The sequence below is a fragment of the Pseudomonas graminis genome (genome assembly GCF_004364335.1).
GTDB classification, from domain to species: Bacteria; Pseudomonadota; Gammaproteobacteria; order Pseudomonadales; family Pseudomonadaceae; genus Aquipseudomonas; species Aquipseudomonas graminis_D.
Window position 1 is genome coordinate 206,852 of sequence record NZ_SOCR01000007.1, and the last position, 26,733, is coordinate 233,584.

Sequence of the window (26,733 nt, forward strand, 5' to 3'; positions counted from 1 at the left end):
TCAACGAGACAAGGTGTTATGACAGACGACGAATCAGGGAATGACTCGCCCGAGGTGGCCCCGCCAAAAAGGCGCCGTGCGCCCAAGGGAGAAATGCGTCGTGCTGCCTTGCTTGATGCAGCGACGCTGATCTTTGCCCGCAACGGTTACTCCAGTGCGTCGATGAAGGATGTCGCGCAACTGGCCGGCATCACCACGGTTGGCCTGCTGCATCACTTTCCGAACAAGGAAGCGCTGCTCAATGCGCTGCTGGAGCGGCGCGATCAGCGGGTGGTGTCGCGGTTCAGTGAACTGACCATGGAGATGACGCTGGAGGGGTTCATCAAGTTCGTGCGGATGAGCATGAGCTTCAGCGTGCAGGACGCTGCCGAGTGCCAGGCGGCAATGGTCCTCAATACGGAAAGTCTGTCCGAGGCCCATCCGGCCTTCGACTGGTACAAGACGCGCTTTCATATCACCCACGAACATGCACGGGGGCATCTGCAGGCATTGATCGAAGCGGGGGAGGTGCGGCCGGACATCGACGTGAAGGCACTCGCTCAGGAGATCTTTTCGGTCATGGATGGTCTGCAGATTCAGTGGCTCAGGGCCCCGGAAGATGTGGACGTGATGGCCGTGTTCGAGGGCTATTTGCGCCGTTTGAAAGCCGACCTTCAAGCTCGTCCCTGAGCTTGAAGTGACTGTGTAAACCCCGATCAGAACCCGACCGGGTTACCCACTCAGTAGGTTTGCGAAGCGCTGACCTGCACTGCCTTGCGCAGTGGCAGCGGCAGCGGGTTGCTGTCGCGGGTGGTCAGGTGTTCCGGGAACAGCGTGATCAAGGTGCGATCCAGCGGCAGGTCTTCGGAATCAGGCCCTACGAGGATCTTGAACTTGCCGGCGTCCACGTCCCAGCTGTCGGTCTTCTCGACGTAGTACGCCAGGGAGCGCGAGTCGATCGGGATGCTCACCGTCTTGCTTTCACCCGGTTGCAGGTAAACCTTGGTGAAGCCCTTCAGCTCTTTCTCGGGACGATCAACCGCCGGGTTGTTCGGGTGAACGTACAGCTGAGCCACTTCGAAACCGGCCTTGTCACCGGTGTTGGTCACTTTGAAGGTGACATCGACGGTGCTGCCCGGCGCCATGACGTTGGTCGACAGCTTCAGGTCGCTGTAATCGAACGTGGTGTACGACAGGCCGTAACCGAACGGATACAGCGGCTTGGCGTGCTTCTTGTCATAACCGCGATAACCCATGTACAGGCCTTCGCTGTAGGTCATTTCGGTCAGCGCGTTGTCGCCACGGTAGGCAGCCGGATCCGGGTACGACACGTAGCTCGGGTTGTCCTCGATCTTCTTGTCGATGGTGATCGGCAGCTTGCCCGACGGGTTGACCTTGCCGAACAGAATCTCGGCCAGGGCCTGGCCGCCTTGCTGACCCGGGAACCAGGCTTGCAGCGATGCGCCGACCTTGTTCGCCCACGGCTGCATGTCCGCCGAACCGCCGCCGTGCATGACCACGATGGTGTTGGGGTTGGCTTTGGTGACGTAGCTGATCAACTCCGCTTGTTGGTCAGGCAGCTCGAAGCCGTGGTCCGCACCTTCACCTTCGTGCTCATAGTTGGAGCCTGTCGCGATGACGACCGCATCGTATTTGGACAGGTCCTTCGGTGGACGCAAGGCTGCCCAGCTCATCTGCACGCCGGTGATGCCACCCAGTGCCGGGATGAAGTTGCCCTGAACGCGCTGATACTCAAGCTTGACGCTGTAGGACTTGCCGGCCACCAGTGCCGCGGTTTTGCCCGACGTGGTCAACGCGTTGACCACGTCTGCGGCATACGGCTTGCCGTCGCTCTGCAGGACCAGTTCGTCGTTGACCCAGAGTTTGTAAGGGCCATCCGCACGGACCTTGAACACCTGCGCGCCGGAGACGGTTGGTTTGATGGTCGCCGTGTACCGCGCCGAGAACGCGCCGACGGTCGGGCTGAAGCCGGAGACCGAGGTGGTGCCGGCATTGGTTTCGTTGGTGCCGGTGGTCCAGTTGAGGTTCACGCCGGGTTCAACGCGGGTCACGACCGGGCTTCCGGAGAAGCTGGTGTTGGAGAAGTACTCTGCCTTCACGCCGGCGTTGTTCACGTTATTGCTGCCGACGGCAGGCTGATACCAGGCCGAGGCCTTTGGGTTCAGGCTCAGTTCGGGCAGGTACGTGACGTTGGTGCTGCTGGACGCCAGTTGCTGCAGACCGCTCAGCTCGGTGACGTAGCTGTTGGGCGGCGAGTTCGCGGTGCCGAACGGCGAACCCGGTGCCTGATAGGCCCAGTCACCGATGACCGCGATCTTCGCGTCGCGTGCCAGAGGCAGCAGCGGTTTGCCGGCTGCCGTGTTTTCGTTGCGCAGAAGCACGATCGACTCACGCGCCGTGTTCAGCGAAGCACGCTGGCCGTACTCGGGGTGGTCCAGGGTTTTGGCGGTGTTGAGGTTTTCCTGGAAGTCATAGCTGACGATCGCGCGCAGGTTACGCTTGACCTTGTCGTCAATGACGTTCTGGCTCAATTGGCCGCTCCACACATACGGCATCAGGTTGGCTTCGGTAAATTGCAGGCCCGACGGCATGTCGATGTCGGTGCCGGCCCACGCCCCTTTGAACGCGTTGTGGATCGCGTTGAAGTCACTGATCACGATGCCCTGATAGCCCCATTCACCCTTGAGCACGTCAGTGATCAAGTGATGGTTTTCACAGGCGTAATCGCCGTTGACTTTGTTGAAGCCGCACATGATCGACGCGACGTTGGCGTTCTTCACCATCGACTCGAAGCCCGGCAGGTACAGCTCGCGCAGGGTGCGCTCGTCGACCACCACGTTGACTGCCTGACGGTTGGCTTCCTGTTCATTGGCCAGGTAGTGCTTGCCGCTCGCCTGAATGCCTTGGGCCTGAATGGCGTTGACCACAGCCGGAGCCAGCACGGCGCCGATGAACGGATCTTCGCCGCTGGCGTATTCCGCCGAGCGCCCGTTGTACGGCGTGCGGTACAGGTTGACGCCAGGCGAGAGCATTTGCTGGCCGCCCGAAATCCGCGTCTCGTAGGCGATCGCCAGGCCGAATTCCTTGGCGCGGTTGATGCTCCAGGTCGCGGCGAGTGCCGATTGGGATGGGTACTGCGCACCGAATGTGGCGTTGTTGACGTGCACGCCCATGGACGAGTCATAAGCGGTGGTGCCCTTGATGCCCCACTTGAGCAGCGAGGGGATCATGTGGCCGTCGTTGACGCGGGTGAAGTTGATCTTCTCGGACTGATTCATGTTGTCGAGGATCGAACTGACACGGGCTTCGACGGCGTCGCCGGTGGCAGGCGTGACCGCCGCCAGTGCCAGGTTGGCTTGCAGCACGCCAAGGGACAACAGGCTCAAGGCCAGGGTGTGTTTGAAGGCTGACATCGGGAATGCGCTCACTGGTCGCTGACGGTGGCCGGACGGCGGGGTGCGTGGGTCGGTCATGGCTTCTGCACCAGAACAGGCGCATCACCGGTATCGACCGGCGCGTCGAGCATGGCGGAAGAGGTCTGGGCGGTCGGCACGGCAATCTTGTCGACACCGGACAACTGGTCGCGCTGTTTTTCAACCTGCACGCGAAGTGTTTCTGCCGAGTTCGTTGTTTGATTGTTCGTAGAGTCCGCCGCAACAGCAGCAAAACTGCAGGCGCCGAAAAGCACGACGCTGCAAACAGACAGCATGGGTCTATTCATCGATTGTTTCTCGATTGATGGGGTGTGGAAAATAAGTGAACGCGCAAACCCGTCCGGATGGGAACAGGACGAACGTTAAGTCCGGGGAATCTACTGATTAGTTCAGCGTTTGCAAGACTATTTTTTAATTAGACGAGCGGTGCTGAGAAAGGCCCCTTCGTCAGGGTTCTGAAAGACAGAGCACCGCTAGAAGCCAAACGAAAAATCAGTCTTAATCGCAATTTATGACCAGTAAATATGACTTATACGATCAACTATTGCTCGTAAAGGCTGTTATACGACTCTATTATTGCGATGTCGAAAACCTAATTGCTATTAGGTTTAGCTTGCTGGTAAGCTCTGTCCGCGCTGAGTAATCCTCGAACAATCAGACGACTGCATAGCCGCCTTAGTTGTCGATCTCTCTATTCGGCAACTTTGGCGGTTAATAGCATTCGACGGGGGAGTTGATAACTCCCTGATAGCACCCACAGCAAATCTTCACTCAATGACAGCCGCTGGATAAATGGTCCGCGGCTTATAACGCGTGGCCGCAAATAAGCAGTCCTGGTTATTTGTCAGTTAATCAGCACGCCACACGCTGTTATCCAACCAGACCTTTGATCACCATGCCCTTGAACCCGCTTGACGCCAGACAGTTGCACATTCCGGACGCCGAGCAGGTCTGCGCATGGCTGTCCGCGAACGCCGGGTTGAAGGCTGCTGATCTGGAGCGGGCACGGCGCTTGATGGCCGAATCCGAGGGCGCCGGGTTGCTGGGGTTACTGACCCGGCTGGGGCTGGTCTCGGAAACCGAGATGGCCCGGGCCTGGGCGGCGCTGCTGCAGACGCCACTCCTGACGCTCGACGCGGCGGCCGACATGCTTGATCCCTTGCCGGCACTGACCGAGCGCTTCATGCGGCATTTCCAGGTCGTACCGCTGGCGTGGCGCGAGGACGGTTTACACGTGGCCTCGGCCAACCCCTGCGAGCGCTACGCCTTCGAAGCCATTGCCTATTGCTGTCAGGCGCCGGTGTGGCTGTCGATCGGTTCGCGCAATGACGTCGACACCCTGATCGAGCGCTATTACGGCCAGGGCCGCAGCGCCATCGGCACGCTGATCGAATCTCTTGACGACAACAACGGCTCGCCCGAAGACATTGAGCATTTGAAGGACCTGGCTTCGGAAGCGCCAGTGATTCGGCTGGTCAACCTGATCCTGCAGCGCGCCGTCGAGCAACGGGCCTCGGACATTCACATCGAGCCCTTCGAGAGCCAGTTGAAAGTGCGTTATCGCATCGACGGCGTGCTGCACGAAGCCGAAGCGCCGCCGTCCAGCTCGTCAGCCGCGGTGATCTCCCGGCTGAAAATCATGGCGCGCCTCGACATCGCTGAACGGCGCCTGCCCCAGGATGGCCGGATCATGCTGCGTATTCAGGGCAAGGAGCTGGACCTGCGGGTGAGCACCGTCCCCACGAGTTTTGGCGAATCGGTGGTGATGCGCCTGCTCGACCGACAGACCATCAACTTCGATTTCCCCAGCCTGGGTTTCGACGGCGAACGCCTCGATGCCTTTTTGGCGGTGCTCGAGCGGCCCCACGGCATTCTGCTGGTGACCGGGCCGACCGGCTCCGGCAAAACCACCACGCTGTACACCGCGCTGTCGCGGCTCAACACGGCCGAGCGCAAGATAATCACCGTCGAAGACCCGGTGGAATATCAGCTCGAAGGGATCAACCAGATTCAGGTCAAGCCGGCCATCGGCCTGGATTTCGCCGGGGCGCTGCGGTCGATCGTGCGACAGGACCCGGACGTGATCATGATCGGTGAAATGCGCGATCTGGAAACCTGCCGCATCGCCATTCAGTCTTCGCTCACCGGGCACCTCGTGCTGTCGACGCTGCACACCAACAGCGCGGCGGCGAGTATCACGCGCTTGCTGGACATGGGGGTCGAGAGCTACCTCATCGCCTCGACGGTCAACGGCATTCTCGCCCAGCGCCTGGTGCGCCGCCTGGATCCGCTCACACGCGAAGCCTTTGAAGCACCCCAGGCGCTGATCGACGAACATGAGCTGGAGCGCTTCACCGACGAGCGTCCGATTCTTCTTTACAGGCCGCGCAGCGATGCGCCAGGCGGCGGTTATCGCGGTCGCAGTGCAATCACTGAACTGCTGGTGATGAACGAAGAACTGCGCAGCCTGCTGATGAGCCGCGCCGATGCCTCGACGCTGGAGCACGCCGCGCGGCGCGCCGGATTGCGCACCCTGCATGAAGAAGGCCTGCGACAGGCGGTGGCGGGGATTACTTCGCTGGAAGAAGTCCTGCGCGTGACCCGAGGCGAATGACATGAGCCCGTTCAAATACCGCGCGCTGGACGCCCAGGGCGCTGAGCACAATGGCCTGCTGGACGCCGCCGACCGCGACACGGCCATCGCTCTGTTGCACAAGCGCGGCTTGATGGTCTTGCAGGTCGACCCGTCGAGCCTGGGTGGCCTGCGTCAGGCTCTGGGTCGCGGGACCTTGAGCGGCGCCGCGTTGATGAGCTTTACCCAGCAACTAGCGACGCTGCTCGGTGCCGGCCAGCCCCTCGAACGCGCGTTGACCATTCTGCTGCGCCAACCCGGCCGGTCCCGGAACCAGATTCAGACCCGCGCGCTGATCGAGCGCATTCGCGAACAGGTCAAGGCCGGCAAGCCGCTGTCCGTGGCGCTGGAAGAAGAGGGCCGGCAGTTTTCGCCGCTGTACATCAGCATGGTCCGCGCAGGCGAAGCCGGCGGCGCCCTGGAAAACACCCTGCGTCAGCTCAGCGAATACCTGGAACGCAGCCAGCTGCTGCGCGGCGAGGTGATCAACGCGCTGATCTACCCGGCGTTTCTGGTGGTCGGTGTGCTCGGTTCACTGGCGCTGCTGCTGGCTTATGTCGTGCCGCAATTCGTGCCGATCTTCCGCGACCTCGGCGTGCCGATTCCTTTTATCACCCAGGCGATTCTCTGGCTCGGGCAGTTCCTCAGTGACGACGGGCTGATGCTACTGGCCGGCAGCATTGCGCTGGTCTGGGTCATCGCCCTGCGCTCCCGCGACCCACAACGGCGCTTGCGACGTGACCGGCGCCTGTTGCGCATGGGGGTGATTGGCCCCTTGCTTCAGCGCATCGAAGCCGCACGGCTGGCGCGCACCCTCGGCACATTGCTGAGCAACGGTGTGGCGCTGTTGCAGGCGCTGGTGATCGCCCGGCAAGTGTGCAGCAACCGGGCGTTGCAGCAGCAGGTCGAGCAGGCCAGTGAATCCGTAAAAGGCGGCGGCACGCTGGCCAGCGCCTTCGGCGAGCAACCGTTGCTGCCGGACCTGGCCCTGCAAATGATCGAAGTCGGCGAACAGGCCGGCGAACTGGACACCATGTTGCTGAAGGTGGCCGACGTGTTCGACGTCGAGGCCAAACGCGGCATCGACCGCATGCTCGCGGCGCTGGTGCCGACCCTGACCGTGGTCATGGCGGTGCTGGTGGCGGTGATCATGCTGGCCATCATGCTGCCGCTGATGAGCCTGACCAGCAATATTTGAAACCCGAATCCTTTCAATCAGAGAACCAGACCGATGCGCCGCACGCCGTTCACCGCTGCAACCCGCCGCCAGCGCGGCTTCACCCTGCTGGAGATGCTTGCGGTCATCGTGCTGCTGGGCATCGTTGCGACCATTGTCGTGCGCCAGGTCGGCGGCAACGTCGACAAGGGCAAGTACGGCGCTGGCAAGGCGCAGTTGGCGAGCCTGAGCATGAAGATCGAAAGCTACGGCCTGGACCTGGGTTCGCCGCCCAAGACCCTGCAGCAACTGGTCGAAAGGCCGGCCAACGCTTCAGGTTGGGCCGGGCCGTACGCCAAGCCGTCGGACCTCAAGGACCCGTTCGGTCACGCCTTCGGCTATCGCTTCCCGGGTCAGCACGGCGCGTTCGACCTGATTTTTTACGGCCAGGACGGCCAGCCCGGCGGCGAAGGCTACAACGCTGACCTGGGCAACTGGGAGTAACCGGCGAGCATGAACGCGCCTGGGCCAAGCCGTGGTTTTACCCTGCTGGAGATGCTGGTGGTCATCGTCTTGATGAGCATCGGCATCGGCATGGTCGGCTTCGGCTTGCACAAGGGTTTGCAGCAGGCCGCGGATCGCCAGTTGCTTGGGCAAATGGTTCAGGCCCTTCGAACGACCCGCAGCGCGGCGATCATCAGCGGCCAGACCCGCGAGACTTCATTTACTCTCGACCGCCGCACCTTCAAGGCCCCCGGCAAACGGCCGCAACAATGGCCCGCCGAGGTCGGCGTGCAGCTGAACACGGCCGCGGATCTAGGGGAGGGCGGGGGCGCAGCGTTCGCGTTCTACCCGGATGGCAGTTCCAGCGGCGGCAATCTGCTGGTGTTCCAGGGCGATCGGCGTTGGCGCATTGACGTTGGCTGGCTGACCGGCAGCGTCAAGAGCCGTGCTTTGCCATGAAGGCCCGCAACGTTCAAGCCGGTTTCACGCTGCTGGAAATGCTCGCCGCGCTGGTGGTCATGGCCCTGTGCAGTGGCGTATTGCTGATGGCGTTCGGACAGAGCGCGCGGTCGTTGCAGCAGGTCGATCGCGCGGACCGGCTCAGCCAGGCGGCGCGTTCGGTTTTCGACGATCAGGCTGTTGGCGTGTTGCAGCCGGGCCAAAGCAGCGGCGTCATGGACGACGGCATTCAGTGGGCGATGGGCGTCTCGGCATTGCCCACCCGCGCCGGACAGCCGCGCCTGTTGCGGGTGGACCTGACCGTCAGCGAAGGGCGGCGTCAGGCACGTTTCAGCACGCTGCGACTGGTCAGTCCGGCGAAGGCGGGCGCCCAGTGAACAGACCCCAACGTGGCTTCACCCTGCTGGAAATCATGATTGTGCTGAGCCTGCTGGCCGTACTGCTGACCTTGGTCGGCGGCGCACTGGTCGGTGCCAACCGCGCGGTGGTCAAGGCCGATCGCTACACCTCGCGCCTGGACGAACGGCGGGCGGCCCAGGGATTTTTGCACCAGGCCATCAGCCAGGCGCTGCCGCTGGATATGGCGGAAAACGACCATTCCGGCGCCGGGCTGTTCGTCGGCTCGGCGCAGCGCGTGCAGTTTGCGGCGACCTTGCCGGGCAACCTGGGTGGCGGCATTCAGTTGCACACCCTGGAAGTCTCCGGCCCGGCAGCGGACCGTCGCTTGCAGATCGCTTTCGCCCAGGTCCAAGACAACGTATTGCGCGCGTGGGGTGAGCCGCAGGTCTTGCTTCACGACGTGAAGGGCGTGTCCTTGAGCTATCGCGGCGTGACGCCAACAGGTGAGGCGACCGGCTGGCTGGCTGAGTGGCCGTGGCCCAACCGTTTGCCCCGCGCCGTGCGCGTCGAAGTGCAGATGGAAGGCCCGGTGACCTGGCCGAGCGAAATCATCGCCTTGCGCCTTGATCTGTCGGGCGGGTCTGCCGGTGCTGCGTCGTCGGGAGGCACGCAATGAATCGGCAGCGCGGCGTGGCCTTGTTGCTGGTGCTCTGGGCAGTGGCGACGCTGAGCCTGTTACTGGGCGGCCTGGCCGGCTGGGTGCAGTTGGAAACCCGCCAGGCGTTATGGCAGCGGCAGCACACCCAGGCGCTGCTGGCGGCCCAGGCCGGGATGAACCTGGCGTTGCAGGCATTGCTGGACGTGAATCACCGCCCGCGCTGGGTCGCCGACGGTCGCGCCGTGCCGCTGGCCTTCGACGACGCACGAATGGTGGTCAGCGTCAGCAGCGAGCGCGGCAAGCTGGATTTGAATGCGGCCAGCCACGAGGACATCACCCGCGTGGCCCAGGCCTGTGGCGCCGATCGTGACGAGGCGACGCGTCTGGGGCAGGCCTTGCAGGCGCGCCGAGACGGCAGCGCGGCGCCGTTGCGGGTCATCGAAGAACTGCGCCAGGTGTCAGGCATGACGCAACGCCTTTACCAGCACATGGCGCCGGAAGTGACGCTGTGGAGCGGGCTGTCGCGGCCGGACGCGGCATTCGCCTCGCCGTTGCTGCGCAGCGCCTTGAACCTGCCGCAACAGACAGCCACGGGCACCGACCCTGGCTCCGTGCTGAGCATCGACAGTCAGGCGCAACTGCCGGATGGCGTTGTCGCCCGGCTTCAGACCACCGTTCTACTGTCTCCGTCGGAGGGTAACGCTCAACCGTATCGGGTGCTGCGTTGGCAAGAATGAAGTCACTCCTTTCAGTCCTTGCGCCGCTTCAGGCGTATCTGGGGACCGTGCAACGGCGCTGGCGGGGCAGCACGGCGCAAGGGTTCTGGCAGCTCTGGCGGGCGGAATTGTGCGGTTGCGTGCCGGCGCGTTTGCGTCATCGCTTCAGGGCCCAGGTACCGCAGCAGACCCATCGTTGGCCGATCGCGATGCCCGGCCCCGACGTGCAGGCCGGCGCCCGCCATGTGCTGATGCTGCCGACCCCTGTGGTGATGATCCATCGACTGCAATTGCCGACAGCGGCAGCCCGGGACCTCACCGCCGTGGTCGGCTATGAGCTGGACAAGTACACGCCGTATCCCCGCGATCAATTGCTCTATGTCGTGCGCCAGGACGGACGCAGCGCGGGCGGATTGCAGATCACCCTGATCGCCATACTCCGCGAGCGCATAAATGCGATTCTGGGGGAGTGCGCCGCCCATGGCCTGACGCCGCAATCCGTGGACGTCTGCGCGGAGGACGGCACGCCGTTGGGGATCGATCTGCTGCCCGAACCCGCGCGTCCATTGAAGTCGCGCGCGGGCGTTGACCGACGTCGGGTGCTTGTCGGGTCATGCGTCGTGCTGCTCGTCACGCTGATGGGCCTGTGGCTGCACGATCGCCGGCAGCGGCTCGAAGACATGCGCGCCACGGTGCAGTCGCAGAAAGGTGAGGTTGCGCAGGTTCAACAGCTGCGTCAGCAATTGACCAACACTTTGGGCGCCGCCGATTACCTGACCCGGCACAAGGCCGCGCATCTGACCATGGCTGCGCTGATGAGTGAGTTGACCGCTTGTTTGCCCGACGACACCTGGCTGGAGCAGCTGGAAATCGACGCTGGCGAGGTGTCGTTCTCCGGGCAGAGCGTGCGCGCCAGTGCCCTGATCAACCGTTTGAAAGACTGCCGCAGCCTGGAAAACCCGCAGTTTCAGGGCGTCATCCAGCCCGACGCCGGCAGCGGCAAAGAGCGATTTTCCCTGCACGCCCGCCTGCATCAGGAGACCGCCGATGAGCCGGATGCCCATGCCCTGTGAACGGAGGGCCCGTGAGCTGAAGGCCGGTGAGCGGACGACCCGAGCGCTGACACCCCGTGAACGTCGCGGCGCTGCATTGATCGTCCTCGCGTTGCTGATGGGCGCGGGCTACTGGCTGTTTATCGACAGCTGGTTCGCCGGCCCGCTGCGGGAGATGGGCGAAGAGACCGAGCAGCTCAGGTCCCGACAGCAGCGCTACGCCGGCCTGCTGCAACAGCGTGACAGCCTGAACGCAGCGCTGGAAACCGCCGGGCAGGACCCGGCCAGCAGCGGCAGCCTGTTGACCGGCGAAGACCCGAGCGCAGTGGCTGCCGATCTCATGCAGCACGTCGCTGACGTCATCACTGCCCAAGGCGCGAATGGCGCCGGCTGCACGCTGACCCAACGCATGCCGATCACCCCGGAGCAGGAGGGCAGCGAGCCGTTCCGGCAGGTCAAGGTCAGCGTCACCCTGGAATGCGCCGTCGAGCCACTGATGGCGGTGTTGCAGGGGCTGGAATATCAGCGTCCCTTGCTGTTCATCGACCACTTGAGCGTGCGCCGCGTCAGCAGTGCGCCGGCTAAAGGCGGGGCAGGGCGGCTGGCGGTGCAACTGCTGATTCGCGGCTATTTGCAGCCGGTTGCGGCCAAGGCAGCTGCCGATCAACCCGACTCAGCCCAGGCCGCCCCATGATGCGTTCCCCGATCACGGTCGAGCGCGCGCTGATGGCCGTCGCCCTTGTCCTGCTGGTGCTGATTGCTCTGGTGCTCAACGGCACTTGGCAGTCGCCGGACTGGCTGCCTGCCGCACCGAATCATCGCCCGGCCGTCGCGGCAAAAACGCCGGCGTTGTCGCGCGTGGAATTGCCTAGCCTCGCCAACGCCTGGCAGACCCCGCTGTTCAGCGTCGACCGCCGCCCGGATCTGCAACCGTCCGCCACTCAGGCAGCGTCCAGCCTGAGCGGGCTGACCCTGACCGGGGTGCTGCTCGACGGCACGGTGCAGCTGGCATTGATCAAACCCGCCACCGGCCCGGCGCTGAAAGTTCGCCTCAACGGGCAGTTGCCCAATGGCTGGAACCTGCGCGCGATCAGCCCGACCAGTGCCACGTTTGGCCTCGGCGAGCGCAACGAAATACTGACTGTCCGGCGCCTGCGACTGCCTGCGCCGTCGACCCCACCACCGCTTTCTCTTTCCCGTGAAGACCTTCATGAACCTGCCCCGTAATCCTTCCCTGCGCCGTGCCCGCAGCACCAAACCAGTCGCGACGCTGCGCTCGCCTTTGCTGTGTCTGGCCGCCGCCGTGGCCTTGAGTGGCTGCGCGACCGCGCCGACGACCCTTGAACCGGACAATGGCATGTTGCGGGAGGCACTGGACGGAACCGGAAGCCAACGTCGGCCGATCGACCCACGCAGCGAGCAGATGCCGGTTCAGGCTCAAGCCAATCCTGCGGAAAGCTCGACGGTGACTACCGGTACCCGGCAGATCATCAGGGGCACCCAGCGTTTTGTGAATCCACAGCCCTCAGGCGCCGCCACGCCCCGGGCGGCGGAAGGCGACATCGTCTTCAACTTTGCCAACCAGCCCATCGAAGCGGTGGTCAACAGCATCCTCGGCGACATGCTTCACGAGAGCTACACCATCGCCCAAGGGGTGAAGGGCGAAGTCAGTTTCTCCACGTCCCGGCCGGTCAACCCGCAGCAGGCGCTGTCGATTCTGGAGACCCTGCTGTCGTGGACCGACAACGCGATGATCCGTCAGGGCAATCGCTACGTCATCCTCCCGGCCAGCCAGGCCATTGCCGGCAAGCTGGTGCCGGAAATGGCCGTGGCCCAGCCGTCTGCCGGGCTGTCCGCGCGTTTGTTCCCGCTGCGCTATATCTCGGCCACCGAGATGCAGAAGCTGCTCAAGCCGTTTGCCCGGGAGAACGCGTTCCTGCTGGTGGACCCGGCGCGCAACGTGTTGAGCCTGGCGGGGACCACTGAAGAGCTGGCGAACTATCAGCAGACCATCGACACTTTCGATGTCGACTGGCTCAAGGGCATGTCGGTGGGCGTGTTCGGCCTGCAGCGGGCCTCGGTGAGCGAGTTGATGCCGGAGCTGCAAAAGCTGTTCGGGCCGGACAGCGGCATGCCGTTGGCCGGGATGGTGCGTTTTCTGCCGATCGAGCGGACCAACTCAGTGGTGGCGTTCTCGTCCCAGCCCGAGTACCTCAACGAAGTGGGCACCTGGATTCGCACCATCGACGAGGGCGGCGGCAACGAGCCGCAGCTGTACGTGTACGACGTGCGCAACATGAAGGCCACTGACCTGGCGAAATACCTCAAGCAGATCTACGGCACGGGCGCGGTAAAGGAAGAAAGCGCTGCGAAGGTGGCGCCGGGTTTGCGCACGCGCTCGATGTCGTCGTTGACCGGGGGCACGTCTGGCGGCACATCGAGCGGTCTCGGCTCGGGCACGGGGATGAGTTCCGCTACGGGTCTGAACAGTAGCGGCCAAGGCGGCATGTCCCAAAGCGGTACTCAGAACACGGCGACCTCGGACGACGAACAGGAGCAAGACGCGGACACCGGCAGCGACAGCGGTTCCGACGACAGCTCGACCTCGGGCACTGCCGCCTCGGGCAGTGGGCAGAAGGGCCTGGACTCGACCACCCGCATCTCGGCGCAGAAAAGCAGCAACCAGTTGCTGGTGCGCACCCGTCCTGCGCAGTGGAAAGAGATCGAGGCGGCGATCAAACGTCTGGACAACGCGCCGCTGCAAGTGCAGATCGAGACGCGGATTCTCGAGGTCAAGCTGACCGGCGAGCTGGATCAGGGGGTCCAGTGGTACCTCGGACGCCTGGCCGGCAATTCCACCAGCACCACCGTTGCCAACACCGCCGGCAGTCAGGGTGCGCTGGGGGGAGGCGGTGCCGGGCTGGGCGCGACCGATTCGCTGTTCTATTCCTTCGTCAGCACCAACCTGCAAGTGGCGATTCACGCGCTGGAAACCAACGGCCGCACCCAGGTGCTGTCGGCGCCGTCGCTGGTGGTGATGAACAACGAAAACGCGCAGATTCAGGTCGGCGACAACATCCCCATCAGCCAGACCACGGTCAACACCGGCACCTCGGACACCACCCTCAGCAGCGTCGAGTACTTGCAGACCGGTGTGATCCTCAACGTCGTGCCGCGCATCAACCCGGGCGGTCTGGTGTACATGGACATTCAGCAGCAGGTCAGCGATGCCGACGACACCGTGACGGTGAACGGCAACCCGCGCATCTCGACGCGCTCGGTGTCGACCCAGGTGGCTGCGCAAAGCGGGCAGACCGTGTTGCTCGGCGGGCTGATCAAGCAGGACAACAGCGAGAGCGTCAGCGCCGTCCCGTATCTGGGCCGGGTGCCCGGACTGGGCTGGCTGTTCGGCAATCGCAGCAAGTCAAAGGATCGCACCGAGTTGCTGGTGCTGATCACGCCGCGGGTCATCAACAGCAGCAGTCAGGCACGCCAGGTCACCGACGATTATCGTCAACAGATGCAGTTGTTGAACGGCGCCAGCACGCCACAAGCCCTGCGCTAGACCCCTGCGCAGCGGTAACAAAGTTTTCCGGGGCGCGGGGTGTGGGCGCTAATATGGCGGGGACGCTTGCGAACGGGCGGCTCGGACCTCCCGCTTTCGCCCACTTCCCACACGGAGCCATCACCGGCCCCAACACGGAAAACCAACGATGATCTTGAGAGTGACTGGGGCGGTGATGGCGATTTTTGCCATTGCCCTGTTGTATATGGGTGCGCAACTGGTGGCCGTCGGCGGCTCGGCGGCGTACTCGATTGTCGCCCTCGGGGTATTGGCCTCGGCGGTGCTGCTGATCCTGAAAAAGCAGTCGGCGCTGACGCTGTATGCGCTGCTGATGTGGGGGATTCTGATCTGGATCGTCTACGAGGTCGGCTTCGACAAATGGCAGTGGATCCCGCGCGGCGACCTGTTCGCGCTGCTGGGTCTCTGGCTGGCGCTGCCGTGGGTGGTGCGTCCGCTTTACAAGGCGCAGAACCCGAGCGACACGCGCCGCTTCCACCCGTTTCTGGGTGGCACCGTGGGCGTGATGATCCTGATCGTGCTGGCGGTGATGTTCTACGACCCGTACCCGGTGGCGGGCAAGATCGACAACCCGGTTGCGACGCGCAGCACAGGTGAAGCCGGCAATGACTGGGTGGCCTACGGCGGCACGAACAACGGTCAGCGTTTCTCCAGCCTCGACCAGATCAACGCCGGTAACGTGAAGAAGCTGACCGTGGCGTGGGAATACCACACCGGCGATCTGCGCGATGCCGCAAAAGACGCCGGCGAATACACCTTCGAAGCGACGCCGCTGAAGGTCAACAACCGGGTGTATGTCTGCACCGCGCACAACGAAGTGCATGCGCTGAACCCTGAAACCGGCAAGCTGGACTGGAAGTGGGAACCGGAGAAAAACCGCTCTTACCTGCAGCAGCATCAGACCTGCCGTGGCGTCAGCTACTACGCGCCGGCCGCCACCGCCGCCACCGCCGCCACCGCTGCCGCCGCTGCATCGCCGATCCAGTGCGCCAAGCGCATCATCACCGCCACGACGGACGCAAAGCTGGTGGCCCTGGACGCCGACACCGGCAAGCTGTGCAGCGATTTCGGCAACAACGGGGTGGTCGATCTCAGCCCCAACATGGGTGAGATCCGTCCCCACGCGTTGATGCAGACGGCCGCACCGCTGATTGCCGGTGATCTGGTCATCGTGGGCGGTTCGGTGATGGACAACGGCTACAACGACGGCAACCCATCGGGTGTGATCCGCGCCTACAACGTCGTGACCGGCACGCTGGTGTGGAATTTCGACCCCGCCAACCCGGACATGACCCAGCCCATCGCGCCCGATCAGACCTATCCGCAGGACACACCCGTGGCGTGGGGCACCCTGAGCGCCGACATGAAGAACGGCCTGGTGTTTGTGCCGTTCGGCAACGCCTCGCCAGACGAGCTCGGCATCAACCGCGACCCGAACAGCAACACGGAAAAATTCCGTGACACGCTGGTGGCGCTGGACCTGAACACTGGCGCGTTCAAATGGAAGTTCCAGTCCTCGAACAACGACCTCTGGGATCGGGATAACCCGTCGCAGCCGACCCTGATGGAGGTGGGCAAAGAGGGCAACACGCAACCGGCGCTGATCCTGCCGACCAAAGTGGGCAACATTTTTGTGCTGAACCGGCTGACCGGCGAGCCGATTGTCCCGGCCGATCAGGTCAAGGTGTCGACCCAGGGTGGCGTGCCGGGCGAGCATTTCGCGCCGACTCAACCGGTGTCGAAGATCAACTTCATCCCGGAACCCCTGAGCGAAAAGTCGATGTGGGGCCTGACGCCGTTCGACCAGATGTCCTGCCGCACGACCTACAACACGCTGCGCTACGACGGTAATCCGTGGACGCCGAGCACCGAGCAGGGCTCGTTGATCTTCCCGGGCAACATCGGGGCGTTCAACTGGGGCTCGGTGGCGGTTGATCCGGACCGACAGATCCTTATCGCCGCGCCGGTACGTCTCGCTTACACCTACCACCTGATCAAGCGCACCCCGGAAACCGCCGAGAAGCGGCTGTTCACCCAGGACGGCACGCCGTACTGGAACGAGAACTTCAAGGGCGACTACGCGATTCGCATCAAGCAGTTCGCCTCGGCGCTGGGCGTGCCGTGCATTGCGCCACCGTGGGGCCGCATGGTCGGCGTCGACCTGACCACGGGCAAGACCGAGTGGATGCGCCGCACCGGCACCACCCAAAACCTCAAGACCAGCTTCCTGCCGGGACGCTTTCCGATCGGCTTCCCGATGGGCATGGTTGCCCACGGCGGTCCATTGGTGACGGCGGGCGGCGTGGTGTTCCATGGCGCCACGGCAGACAACTTCATCCGCGCGTACGACATCAACACCGGTGACGTGCTCTGGGAGAAGGAACTGCCGGCGGGCGGCCAGGCGACGCCTTCGACCTACCTGGGCAGCGACGGCAAGCAGTACGTCGTCATCTCCGCTGGCGGGCATGGCTCGCTCGGCACCACATTGGGTGACAGCGTGATCGCGTTCCGTCTGGATTGATGGGCTGACGTGTGAAAAAGGCCGTGACGCCGTCGTGCGTCACGGCCTTTTTTGTACGGATGCAGGGGCGCGATTGCGCGGGAATCCACTGGACCGACGATGGATTTGTTAACTGGCACACCGCCAAACTCTGTAGCCGCTGGCTTGCCGACGAACGCGATGTCTCAAACCTGAATGGCTATCTGACACACCGCCAAACACTGTAGGAGCGCGCTTGCCCGCGAATGCGGTGGACCAGCTATGAAGATGTCGCCTGACACACCGCGTTCGCGGGCAAGCGCGCTCCTACAGGGGATCGTCGCACTACCTGGAGCGATCAGCGTACCCATACGTGCAGGCGCTGGCTTGCCGACGAACGCGATGTCTCAAACCTGAATGGCTATCTGACACACCCCAAACCATTGTAGGAGCGTGGCTTGTCCGGCGATCGGCCGGGGACCGGTCGTGAAACCTTTGCACCCGCTTCGCCTGACGGAATGCGGCGCCTGGAATGCTGTCGCTGCGCGCCAGATCGCGGGACAAGCCACGCTCCTGCAGTCGATCGGTGTCTGAAGGGGGGCGCTGCCGCGGCGCGCTCCTAAAAAACGATGCTCCGGTAGAACGCTTTCAGCGTTTCAACGAACTCTTCGGACAATTTCGTTCGCACCTGGGCCGGTGCCCACATGACGTAGGTGGGGAAGAGGATCTGCGGCACAAACGGGCGGATGACGATGTCCCGGTGGCGATAATCCCGGGCCACCAGCGGGTGGGCGAGGGTGATGCCCATGCCCAGTGCAACCATCTCGCAATTGATCGCGCTGTACTGCGCCTCCACGGTCATGACCCGTTCCACGCCCGCCTGCTCGAACAGGCCGTCCACCAACGCCCGGGTGCCGTCGCCGTGGCACAGGGAAACAAAGGTTTCGCCTTCCAGGTCAGTGAAGGTGATCTCCGGACGGCTTGTCAGGGGATGGGCCGCCGGCAGCACGCACACCGCCGCCACTTCACTGAGCAGCTCGATCTGCTGACTGTCGACATCGCCAGGGTGCACCACAATGCCGACATCACAGAACTGCGACTTCACCCACTGCTCAACGGTGGGCGAGGAGTTCACGTGCAGGGACACGGTCAGCTCCGGTCGCGTCTCGGTGAACGCCTTCAGCACCCGGGGAATCATGCTCAGCCCAGTGGAAGGCACTGCCGCCACCCGCAAGCGGCCCGTGCCCAGATTGCGGATGTTCTTGGCCGACAGTTTGAGGCTGTCCAGCCCGACGTAGGCGCGCTCGACCTCCTGGAAAAACGCCTGACCCTCCTGAGTCGGAATCAACCTGACGCCAGCGCGCTTGAACAGGGTCAGCCCGGTGCTGAGTTCCAGTTGGGCAATCAACCGGCTGATGTTCGGCTGCGAGGTAAACAGCACCTCTGCCGCCGCCGTCATGGAACCCAGACGCATGACGCTTCTGAAGGCTTCGATCTGTCTCAAATTCATGGCGCACTCCATATCAAATATGAATAACTAAGGCGTATATCCGTATTTGACCATATGGACACCCCGTCGCAATACTCGAACCAGCCACCCATAGCGCACATGAAGATGCGCCACCCCGCGCTGGAGTCGCCGGGAGCATGCACGCTGCATGCACGGCTTCGGTTCAGCCCGAAGCAACTGACGCATTGTTCGATCTGCCCCACGCACTTCGGAGATAGTCTGTGAATAGCCTTGACCTTCCCTCAGCCGCACGACCGTTTCGTCCCCTCCATCGCAGCGCTGTGGCCATGGCCCTGACGCTTGCCGCCGTTGGCAGCACACCCGTCTTCGCCGAGACCACGCTGTACGTCGCCGGCGTCGGCGGCTCCACCGAGCAGATGTACAAGAACCGCGTCATTCCCGCCTTCGAAAAACAACACAACGTCAAAGTCGTCTACGTCGCCGGCAACTCCACCGAGACCCTGGCCAAGCTGCAGGCGCAGAAGGGCCGTCAGCAGATCAACGTGGCGATGATGGACGACGGCCCGATGTATCAGGCGCTGCAGATGGGTTTGTGCGAAAAGCTCAGCGACGCGCCGATCTACAAGGACCTCTATCCGCTGGCGCGACTGAGCCCTGAAGCCACGGGGATCGGCGTGGTGGCCACCGGCATCGGCTACAACGAAGAGGCCTTCAAGAAGCGCGGCTGGGCGGCGCCGGATTCCTGGGAAAACCTCACTGACCCTCGCTTCAAGCAATTGCTCGGCATGCCGCCGGTCACCAATACCTACGGGCTGCACACGCTGGTGGAAATGGCCCGACTGAGGGGCGGCGGCGAGAAAAACATCGACCCCGGCTTCAAGGCGCTGAAGGACGAAATCGGCCCCAACGTGCTGGCGTGGGTCTCGGCGCCGGGCGAGATGGACGGCATGATGCAGAACGGCGACATCGTCATGGCGGTGTACGGCAGCGGTCGGGCCGTGGCGTTGCAGGGCACCGGCTTTCCGCTCAAGTTCATCTACCCGAAGGAAGGCGGCATAGCCTTGCAGGTCGCCGCGTGCAGCGTGACCCCGAACGCGCAATCCGAACTGGCCCAGGCGTTCATTCAGTACGTGCTGTCACCTGAAGTGCAGGAAATCCAGGCGCGGGAGAACGGCTTCGCGCCGGTGAACCAGACCGTCAAGCTGCCGGACGACGTCGCCGCGCGCATGCCGTACGGGCCGGAGAAGGTCAACGCGCTGATCAAGGTCGATTGGGAAACCATCAACCAGCAGCGCAGCGAGTGGACCACGCGCTGGAACCGCACCGTCGAGCGCTAGCGTCACCGATTCTTTTCGCTGATCGACAGTCGCTGATCGACGCACGCGCCGATCTTCCCGAGCACCCTTCTGGAGACGCAGGTCCGCCTGCGTGGCACGCCCATGGCATTTCTCACCCTCGAAGGCATCGTCAAGACTTACGGCACGTTCAGGGCCATTGACGGTTTGAACCTGGAGGTCAGGCACGGCGAGTTCATCGCCTTGCTCGGCCCGTCCGGGTGCGGCAAGACCACCACACTGCAATCCATCGCAGGCTTCGTGCAGCCCACCGAAGGCCGCATCGTCCTCGACGGCCGCGACATCACCCACGTGCGACCCGAGCAGCGCGGGCTGGGCATCGTCTTTCAGAGCTATGCGCTGTTTCCACACATGACCGTGGCGCAGAACATCAGTTTCGGCCTGGAAATGCGCGGCGTGCCCAAAGCCGAGCGCGGCAAGCGCGTCGATGAAGCGCTGGATCTGGTGCGCCTCGCCGGCCTCGGTGAGCGTTACCCGAAAGCCCTGTCGGGCGGTCAGCGCCAGCGGGTGGCGATTGCCCGCGCCCTGGCGATCCGTCCGAACCTGCTGCTCCTCGACGAGCCGATGTCCAACCTTGACGCCAAGCTGCGCGAAGAGATGCACATCGAATTGCGGGCCATTCAGCGCGAGCTGGGCATCACCACCATTCTGGTGACCCACGATCAGGTCGAAGCGATGACCATGAGCGACCGCATTGCGGTGATGCAGAAGGGCCGCATCGTACAGATCGACACGCCCTTCGAAGCCTACGAGCGGCCGCATTCACCGTTCGCTTCGGCATTCCTCGGCAAGACCAATGCTTTCGCCGGCGCCGTGCAATTGCGCAACGATCGCTGCTGCCACGTGCAGGTCCACGACACGCTGATGCATGTGCCCCACGAAGACCGCGCGCTGGGCAATGACGTCAACGTCTACATCCGCCCGGAAAAAATCCGTCTGGTGGCCCTGGGCAGCGGGCGGTTTCCCGGGCGCGTCAGGCTGCGGGTGTTCCTCGGCAATCTGTGGTTGATGGCGGTGGAAAGCCGCCTGGGGCTGGTGCACATGACCTTGCCCAATCTCGGCACGCCGCCGCCGGAGGAGGGCAGTGAAGTCGGGCTGGACTGGTCGGATGACGACCTGCGCTTGCTGGATCGGGAGGTCACCCATGGCCAGGTATGACGCCGAGCGGGTAGGCGTGGCGCCGTGGCTGCTGAGCGGGCCGGCGTTGCTGGTGTTCATCGCGCTGTTGCTGGCGCCCTTGCTGTTGACCGCCGTGCTGTCATTGAACCTGTTCAGCGACACTGACGGCGTGGTGCCGAGCTACAGCCTTGGCAACTACCTGGAGGTGTTCAAGGACGATTACTTCCACGAGATTTTCCTGCGCACCGGCGGCATGGCCCTCGCGGTCACGGTGTTGTGCGTGCTGCTGGGCATTCCGGAAACCATCATCATTGCGCGCATGGCACCACGCTGGCGTTCGCTGTTCCTGCTGGTGGTGTTGGGGCCGCTGCTGATTTCCGTGGTGGTGCGGACCCTGGGCTGGGCGATTCTGCTGGGCAACAACGGCCTGATCAACGATGCCCTGCAAGCGCTGGGCATCACCGATCAACCGGTAAAAATGCTGTTTACCCAGCTCGGCGTGGTCATTGCGCTGACCCATGTGCTGGTGCCGTTCATGGTCATTGCGGTCTGGGCGACCCTGCAACGGCTGGACCTGCAGGTCGAGTGGGCGGGCCTGTCCCTGGGCGCGTCCCGCCTGACGGTGTTCCGCCGGATCATCCTGCCGCAGATCATGCCCGGCGTGCTGTCCGGCTCGATCATCGTCTTCGCCCTGGCCGCGTCGGCCTTCGCCACCCCGGCGATCATCGGCGGCCGACGCCTGAAAGTGGTGGCGACGGCGGCGTACGACGAGTTCCTGGGCACCCTCAACTGGCCCCTCGGCGCGGCCATCGCGATGCTTCTGCTGCTGGCCAATCTGATCATCATTCTGGGTTGCAGCAAACTGGCCGAGCGCCGGTTCAAGCAAGTCTTCGAGTAGCCGACCATGCACAAGAACGGATTTTTCTCGATGCTGTTCCATGCCCTGTTTGTCACGTTCATCGTCGCGCCGCTGGTGGTGGTGATGGCCATGGCGTTCACCAGCAAGGGCTACCTGTCGCTGCCCACCGAAGGCCTGTCACTGCGCTGGTTCCGGGCACTGGCGGACAACCAGGAAATGCTCGATGCCTTCACATTGTCGATCAAGCTCGGACTGGCGTCGGCGACCATCGCCGCGCTGCTGGCGATACCGGCGGCACTGGCCATCAGTCGCTATGACTTTCCCGGCCGGGGCGCGGTGACCGGGTTTCTGCTGTCCCCGCTGATGATTCCGTCGGTGGTGCTCGGCATCGCCTTCCTGCGTTTCTTTTCCCTGGCGCAGATCGGCGGCTCGTTCTGGGCGCTGACCCTGACCCACGTGATCGTCGTATTGCCCTACGCATTGCGCCTGACCCTGGCCTCGACCATCGGCCTTGAGCGAGACATAGAGCACGCCGCACTGTCCCTGGGCGCCAGTCGCTGGACAGCGTTCTACCGGGTCGTGCTGCCGCGGATTCGCACCGGCGTGGTCGGCGGCTGGATGCTCGCGTTCATCCAGAGCTTCGACGAGCTGACCATGACCGTATTCGTCGCAACGCCGGGCACCACAACGCTGCCGGTGGCGATGTACAACCAGATTTCCCAGACCATCGATCCCCTGATCACGGCGGTGTCGACGGTGCTGATCGTCGGCACGTTGCTGCTGATGCTGATATTGGACCGAATGGTCGGACTGGACCGGGTGTTGATTGGAGAAGGCAAATGAGCCAAGGCACACAGAGCGTCATTCAGGCGGAGGTGATCGTCATCGGCGGCGGGCTGGTGGGGACGGCGGTTGCTTACGGCCTGGCCCGCAGCGGTGCCGACACCGTGGTACTGGACCAGGGCGACGATGCGTTTCGCGCCTCACGGGGCAATTTCGGGCTGGTCTGGGTCCAGGGCAAGGGCCACGACCTCCCGGACTATTCACGCTGGACGCAGTCGTCAGCGACCCGCTGGCCGGACTTCGCCCGGGCGCTGATGGCCGACAGCGGGGTGGACGTGCAGCTCCGTCAGCCCGGTGGCTTCCATATGTGTTTCAGCGACGAAGAGCTCATCGAGCGGCAATCGCGCCTGCAAACCCTGCAGGACGCCCTCGGCGACTATCCCTTTCAGATGCTCGACGCCGCCGACGTCAAGGCACGCCTGCCGCTGATCGGCCCGTCCGTGGTGGGCGCCAGCTACACGCCCCAGGACGGTCATGTCAATCCGCTGAAACTGCTGCGCGCGCTGCACACCTCGGCCCAGGCCAAGGGGGCGCGATTTTACGGCGGGATGCAGGTGGATCGCATCGACGGCGCAGCAGGCGAATTTTGCGTGACCGCCGGCTCACAACGCTTCGTCGCGCCGCGCATCGTATTAGCTGCCGGGCTGGGCAATCCGGGACTGGCCCGGCAAGTGGGCCTGCATGCGCCGGTGGCGCCGAATCGCGGCCAGGTCCTGGTGAGCGAGCGGGTGCGGCCGTTTCTCGATCACCCGACAGTCCATGTTCGGCAGACCGACGAAGGCACCGTGCAACTCGGCGATTCCATGGAGGAGGTGGGCTACGACGACAACACCTCCACCCACGTGCTCGAAGCGATCGCCCGGCGTGGCGTCGCGACCTTTCCATTGCTGCGGGAAGTGCGGCTGATTCGTGCCTGGGCGGCGCTGCGGGTTCTGAGTCCCGATGGCTACCCCATCTATCAGCAATCGGCCAGCCACCCAGGCGCCTTCGTGGTGACTTGCCACAGTGGCGTGACCCTGGCCGCCGCCCACGCCCTGCGCATCGCGCCGTGGGTGATGGGTGGCGCCATGCCCGACGAGCTCGGCGCATTCGCCGGTGAGCGTTTCCTGACTGACAAGGTGTTTTCCCATGCGCACTGATCCGCTGTTCCAACCGGTCACGAGCGAAGTGAGGTCGACGCGGACTGTCAGCCTCAGCTTCAACGGTCAATCTCTCGATGTTCCAGCGGGCATCAGCGTCGCAGCGGCCCTGCTGATGTCGGGCATCAACCGCTTTCGCGCGACGCCGGTGAGCGAATCGCCCCGGGCGCCGTATTGCATGATGGGCGTGTGCTTCGAGTGCCTGGTGGAGATCGACGGCGTACCCAATCGCCAGAGCTGCCTGATCGAAGTGGCGGAGGGCATGCGCATCCGCTCCCAGGAGGGCGCGCGCGACCTGATTTTTCAGGCTGGCAATGTGCAAACCGCCAATGAGCAGACCGTCGAGGTGCAGTCATGAATGATCTTTTTGGCGGTGCAGTGGACGCTGTGGACGTGGTGGTCGTGGGCGCCGGTGCCGCCGGCATGGCAGGCGCGGTGGCGTTGGCCGGGTTCGGTTTGCAGGTGGTGTTGCTGGACGAGCAGGGCAGTCCGGGCGGACAGATCTATCGCGGCGTCACCCTCGCGCCGCTTTCGCGAAGGGATCTGCTCGGCGCGGATTACGCCCACGGCAACGCGCTGGCCCAGGCCCTGGCGTCCTCATCGGTGCGCTATGAAAAGGGCGCGGCGGTCTGGCAAGTAACCCGGGATCATCAGGTCAGCTACCTGCGCGACGGGCGTTTGCGCACCCTGCAGGCCAAGGCCGTATTGCTCGCCACCGGCGCCATGGAACGGCCGTTTCCGATCCCGGGCTGGACCTTGCCCGGCGTGATGAGCGCGGGTGCCGCGCAGATTCTCCTGAAAAGTGCAGGTCTCGCGCCCACCGAGCCGGTGGTACTGGCCGGCTGCGGCCCGCTGTTGTACCTGCTGGGCTGGCAATACCTGCGCGCCGGCGTGCCGATCAAGGCCTTGGTCGACACCACGCGGCCGGAAGATTACTGGCGGGCGCGGCGTCATCTGTTCGCGGCGTTGCGTGCCTGGCCGTATTTGCGCAAGGGCCTGGAGTTGATGCGCAGCCTGCGCAGCGCCCGTATCCCGCATTACACCGGCGCCGAGCACCTGGCGATCGAGGGGGACGCCGCCGCCACCGCGTTGACCTTCACGGTGGCCGGCAAGGCGCAGCGGATCGACGCGCGTTGCGTGCTGCTGCATCAGGGCGTGGTGCCCAACATCCAATTCAGTCAGTCGCTGCGCGCACGTCATGTCTGGGACGTCGATCAGTTGTGCTTCAGCCCGGTGGTCGACCCGTGGGGTGAGCTGGACGTACCGGGTATGTTCGTCGCCGGTGACGGCGCCGGTATTGGCGGTGCCCAGGCCGCCGCGCTGCAGGGCGAGTTGGCGGCGCTGGGCATTGCGCAGCGGCTGGGCCGGTTCGATACCGGTCAGCGAGATGAAGGGGCAGGGCCGCTGCGTGAAAAGCTGGCGTTGAACCTGCGCATTCGGCCGTTTCTCGATGCGCTTTATCAGCCGAAGGAAGCGAACCGCATCCCCGCCGATGAAGTCATCGTGTGCCGCTGCGAGGAAGTCACGGCGGGGGACCTGCGCAAGTTCGTCGCCCTGGGCTGCGCCGGCCCCAATCAGGCCAAATCCTTCGGCCGCTGCGGCATGGGACCGTGTCAGGGGCGGATGTGCGGCCTGACGGTGACGGAAGTGATCGCCAAGGCGCGCGGCGTATCGGCGGCGGAAGTCGGCTACTACCGCATTCGCCCGCCGATCAAGCCCATCACGCTGGGAGAACTGGCCGGTGAGTGAGGCGCGCTCAAGGCACAGCGACGTGCTGGTGATAGGCGGCGGCATCCATGGCTTGAGCACCGCGTTGCATCTGGCCCAGCGCGGTGTCGAAGTCACGGTGCTGGAGGCTGATTACTGCGGTCGTCATGCGTCCGGGGTCAACGCCGGCGGGGTGCGGACCCTCGGCCGGCACGATGCGGAAATCCCTTTGGCGTTGTCATCGCGCGCCCTTTGGCACGACCTTGCGCAGACGCTGGGCGATGACGGCGGCTTCGTGCCGAGCGGCCAGCTCAAACTCGCGGAAACCGCCGCCGAACTCGATGAGTGTCGACAGCGCGTCGAACATCTGCAGCGACTGGGTTTCACCCATGAAGTGCTGATCGACGATCAACAGGTGTTCGAGATTATTCCTACCGTCGCCCGGCATGTGGTGGGCGGCATCTGGGTCAAGGATGACGGCTATGCCATTCCCTACAGAACCGTCACGAGCTTTCGGCTGGCGGCCGAAAAGCTCGGCGTGAAAGTGCGCGAAACGACACCGGCGCAGCGCATCGAGCAACGCGGCAGTGAGTGGCAGGTCACCACGCCCGCCGGGGTGTTCAGCGCCGGGCATCTGGTGATCACCGCCGGTGCCTGGGCGCGGGAGCTAGCACAACAAGTCGGCGAATCGGTGCCGGCTCACCCCGAGGGCCTGATGCTGATGGTGACCCACCGCGCTGCGCCGTTTTGCGCGCCGGTGCTGGGGGCGACCGGTCGCTCGCTGTCATTCAAGCAGTTCGCCAACGGCACCGTGGTGATTGGCGGCAAGCTCATTGGCAGCGTGGATTTCCCGGCGCGCCACGGCGAAGTGGATCTGGCGCGTCTGGGCATCAGCGCGAGGACCGTCACCGACCTGTTTCCGCACCTCAAGCACCTGGGCGTCAATCGGGTCTGGGCCGGTGTCGAAGCGTTTACCGCTGACGACTTGCCGGTGATCGGTGCCAGTCGCAAGGCCAGTCATCTCAGCTATTCGTTCGGCTTCTGCGGCAGCGGTTTCCAGATGGGCCCCGGCACCGGCAAGCGCCTGGCGCAGCAGATCCTCGGCGAGCATTCGGACATTTCGCTGGAGGCATTCGACATAGGACGTTTTGATGACGCCCTTGTTAAAACGCCACAGTTCGACATTCCGAACGGCGCATCTCGCGTCGTTCGATAAACCTCCGCACCA

At 63.9% G+C, this 26,733-nt stretch carries 24 protein-coding genes; 21 read left to right on the forward strand and 3 right to left on the reverse strand.

The genetic code is table 11. The features are described 5' to 3' along the window. Nucleotides 1-18: 18 nt before the first annotated feature. On the forward strand, nucleotides 19-669 hold the full coding sequence (locus tag EC919_RS14935; protein WP_133775157.1) for a TetR/AcrR family transcriptional regulator: 651 nt from the start codon (nucleotides 19-21) through the stop codon (nucleotides 667-669). A 50-nt stretch (nucleotides 670-719) separates the two neighbouring features. Here EC919_RS14935 and EC919_RS14940 read toward each other — a convergent pair whose 3' ends face one another. Beyond that, a complete protein-coding gene (locus EC919_RS14940) occupies nucleotides 720-3,413 on the reverse strand; it encodes a beta-glucosidase (RefSeq protein ID WP_133775413.1) in 2,694 nt (897 codons plus the stop codon). A gap of 56 nt (nucleotides 3,414-3,469) precedes the next feature. Further along, nucleotides 3,470-3,709: a hypothetical protein gene (locus EC919_RS14945; protein WP_133775159.1), complete on the reverse strand. Its 240-nt coding sequence runs from the start codon at nucleotides 3,707-3,709 to the stop codon at nucleotides 3,470-3,472. A 620-nt stretch (nucleotides 3,710-4,329) separates the two neighbouring features. Here EC919_RS14945 and gspE point away from each other — a divergent pair. The 12 genes from gspE (at nucleotide 4,330) to EC919_RS15005 (ending at nucleotide 17,054) form a co-directional block, all read left to right on the forward strand. Next, the gene (gene gspE / locus EC919_RS14950) at nucleotides 4,330-6,048 is read left to right on the forward strand and encodes a type II secretion system ATPase GspE (protein ID WP_133775160.1); all 1,719 of its coding nucleotides are present in this window, start codon (nucleotides 4,330-4,332) and stop codon (nucleotides 6,046-6,048) included. Nucleotide 6,049: 1 nt separating this feature from the next. Continuing rightward, nucleotides 6,050-7,264: a type II secretion system inner membrane protein GspF gene (gene gspF, locus EC919_RS14955; protein WP_133775162.1), complete on the forward strand. Its 1,215-nt coding sequence runs from the start codon at nucleotides 6,050-6,052 to the stop codon at nucleotides 7,262-7,264. A 33-nt stretch (nucleotides 7,265-7,297) separates the two neighbouring features. Continuing rightward, the gene (gene gspG / locus EC919_RS14960) at nucleotides 7,298-7,726 is read left to right on the forward strand and encodes a type II secretion system major pseudopilin GspG (protein ID WP_133775164.1); all 429 of its coding nucleotides are present in this window, start codon (nucleotides 7,298-7,300) and stop codon (nucleotides 7,724-7,726) included. Between the two features lie 9 nt (nucleotides 7,727-7,735). After that, complete coding sequence (locus EC919_RS14965) at nucleotides 7,736-8,185, forward strand: prepilin-type N-terminal cleavage/methylation domain-containing protein (RefSeq protein ID WP_133775166.1); 450 nt, start codon at nucleotides 7,736-7,738, stop codon at nucleotides 8,183-8,185. Then, a complete protein-coding gene (locus EC919_RS14970; protein WP_133775168.1) occupies nucleotides 8,182-8,562 on the forward strand; it encodes a type II secretion system protein in 381 nt (126 codons plus the stop codon). Before EC919_RS14965 ends, EC919_RS14970 begins: the two co-directional genes overlap by 4 nt. Further along, complete coding sequence (locus EC919_RS14975; RefSeq protein ID WP_133775170.1) at nucleotides 8,559-9,200, forward strand: prepilin-type N-terminal cleavage/methylation domain-containing protein; 642 nt, start codon at nucleotides 8,559-8,561, stop codon at nucleotides 9,198-9,200. The genes EC919_RS14970 and EC919_RS14975 overlap by 4 nt, the downstream gene beginning before the upstream one ends. Beyond that, the gene (locus tag EC919_RS14980; protein WP_133775172.1) at nucleotides 9,197-9,919 is read left to right on the forward strand and encodes a general secretion pathway protein GspK; all 723 of its coding nucleotides are present in this window, start codon (nucleotides 9,197-9,199) and stop codon (nucleotides 9,917-9,919) included. The genes EC919_RS14975 and EC919_RS14980 overlap by 4 nt, the downstream gene beginning before the upstream one ends. Next, nucleotides 9,916-10,971, forward strand: a complete 1,056-nt coding sequence (locus tag EC919_RS14985; protein WP_133775174.1) for a PilN domain-containing protein — start codon at nucleotides 9,916-9,918, stop codon at nucleotides 10,969-10,971. Before EC919_RS14980 ends, EC919_RS14985 begins: the two co-directional genes overlap by 4 nt. Continuing rightward, nucleotides 10,955-11,644 carry a type II secretion system protein GspM gene (gene gspM, locus EC919_RS14990; protein ID WP_432213824.1) on the forward strand — a complete coding sequence of 230 codons (690 nt, stop codon included), beginning with the start codon at nucleotides 10,955-10,957 and terminating at the stop codon, nucleotides 11,642-11,644. Before EC919_RS14985 ends, gspM begins: the two co-directional genes overlap by 17 nt. After that, on the forward strand, nucleotides 11,641-12,177 hold the full coding sequence (locus EC919_RS14995; protein ID WP_133775176.1) for a general secretion pathway protein GspN: 537 nt from the start codon (nucleotides 11,641-11,643) through the stop codon (nucleotides 12,175-12,177). The genes gspM and EC919_RS14995 overlap by 4 nt, the downstream gene beginning before the upstream one ends. Then, nucleotides 12,161-14,515 carry a type II secretion system secretin GspD gene (gene gspD, locus EC919_RS15000; protein WP_133775179.1) on the forward strand — a complete coding sequence of 785 codons (2,355 nt, stop codon included), beginning with the start codon at nucleotides 12,161-12,163 and terminating at the stop codon, nucleotides 14,513-14,515. The genes EC919_RS14995 and gspD overlap by 17 nt, the downstream gene beginning before the upstream one ends. Nucleotides 14,516-14,663: 148 nt before the next feature. Beyond that, complete coding sequence (locus EC919_RS15005; RefSeq protein WP_133775181.1) at nucleotides 14,664-17,054, forward strand: membrane-bound PQQ-dependent dehydrogenase, glucose/quinate/shikimate family; 2,391 nt, start codon at nucleotides 14,664-14,666, stop codon at nucleotides 17,052-17,054. 577 nt (nucleotides 17,055-17,631) lie between these two features. Here EC919_RS15005 and EC919_RS15010 read toward each other — a convergent pair. Next, on the reverse strand, nucleotides 17,632-18,522 hold the full coding sequence (locus tag EC919_RS15010) for a LysR substrate-binding domain-containing protein (protein WP_133775183.1): 891 nt from the start codon (nucleotides 18,520-18,522) through the stop codon (nucleotides 17,632-17,634). A gap of 287 nt (nucleotides 18,523-18,809) precedes the next feature. Between EC919_RS15010 and EC919_RS15015 the strand changes: the two genes are divergently transcribed. The 8 genes from EC919_RS15015 to EC919_RS15050 all read left to right on the forward strand — a co-directional run bounded on the left by EC919_RS15015 (nucleotide 18,810) and on the right by EC919_RS15050 (nucleotide 26,721). After that, complete coding sequence (locus EC919_RS15015) at nucleotides 18,810-19,820, forward strand: ABC transporter substrate-binding protein (protein WP_133775185.1); 1,011 nt, start codon at nucleotides 18,810-18,812, stop codon at nucleotides 19,818-19,820. 102 nt (nucleotides 19,821-19,922) lie between these two features. Continuing rightward, entirely contained in the window at nucleotides 19,923-20,996 is a 1,074-nt protein-coding gene (locus tag EC919_RS15020) for an ABC transporter ATP-binding protein (protein ID WP_133775187.1), read from the forward strand. Beyond that, nucleotides 20,983-21,855: an ABC transporter permease gene (locus EC919_RS15025; RefSeq protein WP_133775189.1), complete on the forward strand. Its 873-nt coding sequence runs from the start codon at nucleotides 20,983-20,985 to the stop codon at nucleotides 21,853-21,855. Before EC919_RS15020 ends, EC919_RS15025 begins: the two co-directional genes overlap by 14 nt. A 6-nt stretch (nucleotides 21,856-21,861) precedes the next feature. Further along, the gene (locus EC919_RS15030) at nucleotides 21,862-22,659 is read left to right on the forward strand and encodes an ABC transporter permease (protein WP_133775191.1); all 798 of its coding nucleotides are present in this window, start codon (nucleotides 21,862-21,864) and stop codon (nucleotides 22,657-22,659) included. Continuing rightward, nucleotides 22,656-23,798 (forward strand): NAD(P)/FAD-dependent oxidoreductase, encoded by a 1,143-nt coding sequence (locus EC919_RS15035; RefSeq protein WP_133775193.1) that lies wholly within the window; start codon nucleotides 22,656-22,658, stop codon nucleotides 23,796-23,798. Before EC919_RS15030 ends, EC919_RS15035 begins: the two co-directional genes overlap by 4 nt. Then, a complete protein-coding gene (locus tag EC919_RS15040; protein ID WP_133775202.1) occupies nucleotides 23,788-24,156 on the forward strand; it encodes a (2Fe-2S)-binding protein in 369 nt (122 codons plus the stop codon). The genes EC919_RS15035 and EC919_RS15040 overlap by 11 nt, the downstream gene beginning before the upstream one ends. Then, complete coding sequence (locus tag EC919_RS15045; protein WP_133775204.1) at nucleotides 24,153-25,547, forward strand: NAD(P)/FAD-dependent oxidoreductase; 1,395 nt, start codon at nucleotides 24,153-24,155, stop codon at nucleotides 25,545-25,547. The genes EC919_RS15040 and EC919_RS15045 overlap by 4 nt, the downstream gene beginning before the upstream one ends. 22 nt (nucleotides 25,548-25,569) lie before the next feature. After that, the gene (locus tag EC919_RS15050; RefSeq protein ID WP_243842264.1) at nucleotides 25,570-26,721 is read left to right on the forward strand and encodes an NAD(P)/FAD-dependent oxidoreductase; all 1,152 of its coding nucleotides are present in this window, start codon (nucleotides 25,570-25,572) and stop codon (nucleotides 26,719-26,721) included. Nucleotides 26,722-26,733 lie beyond the last annotated feature (12 nt).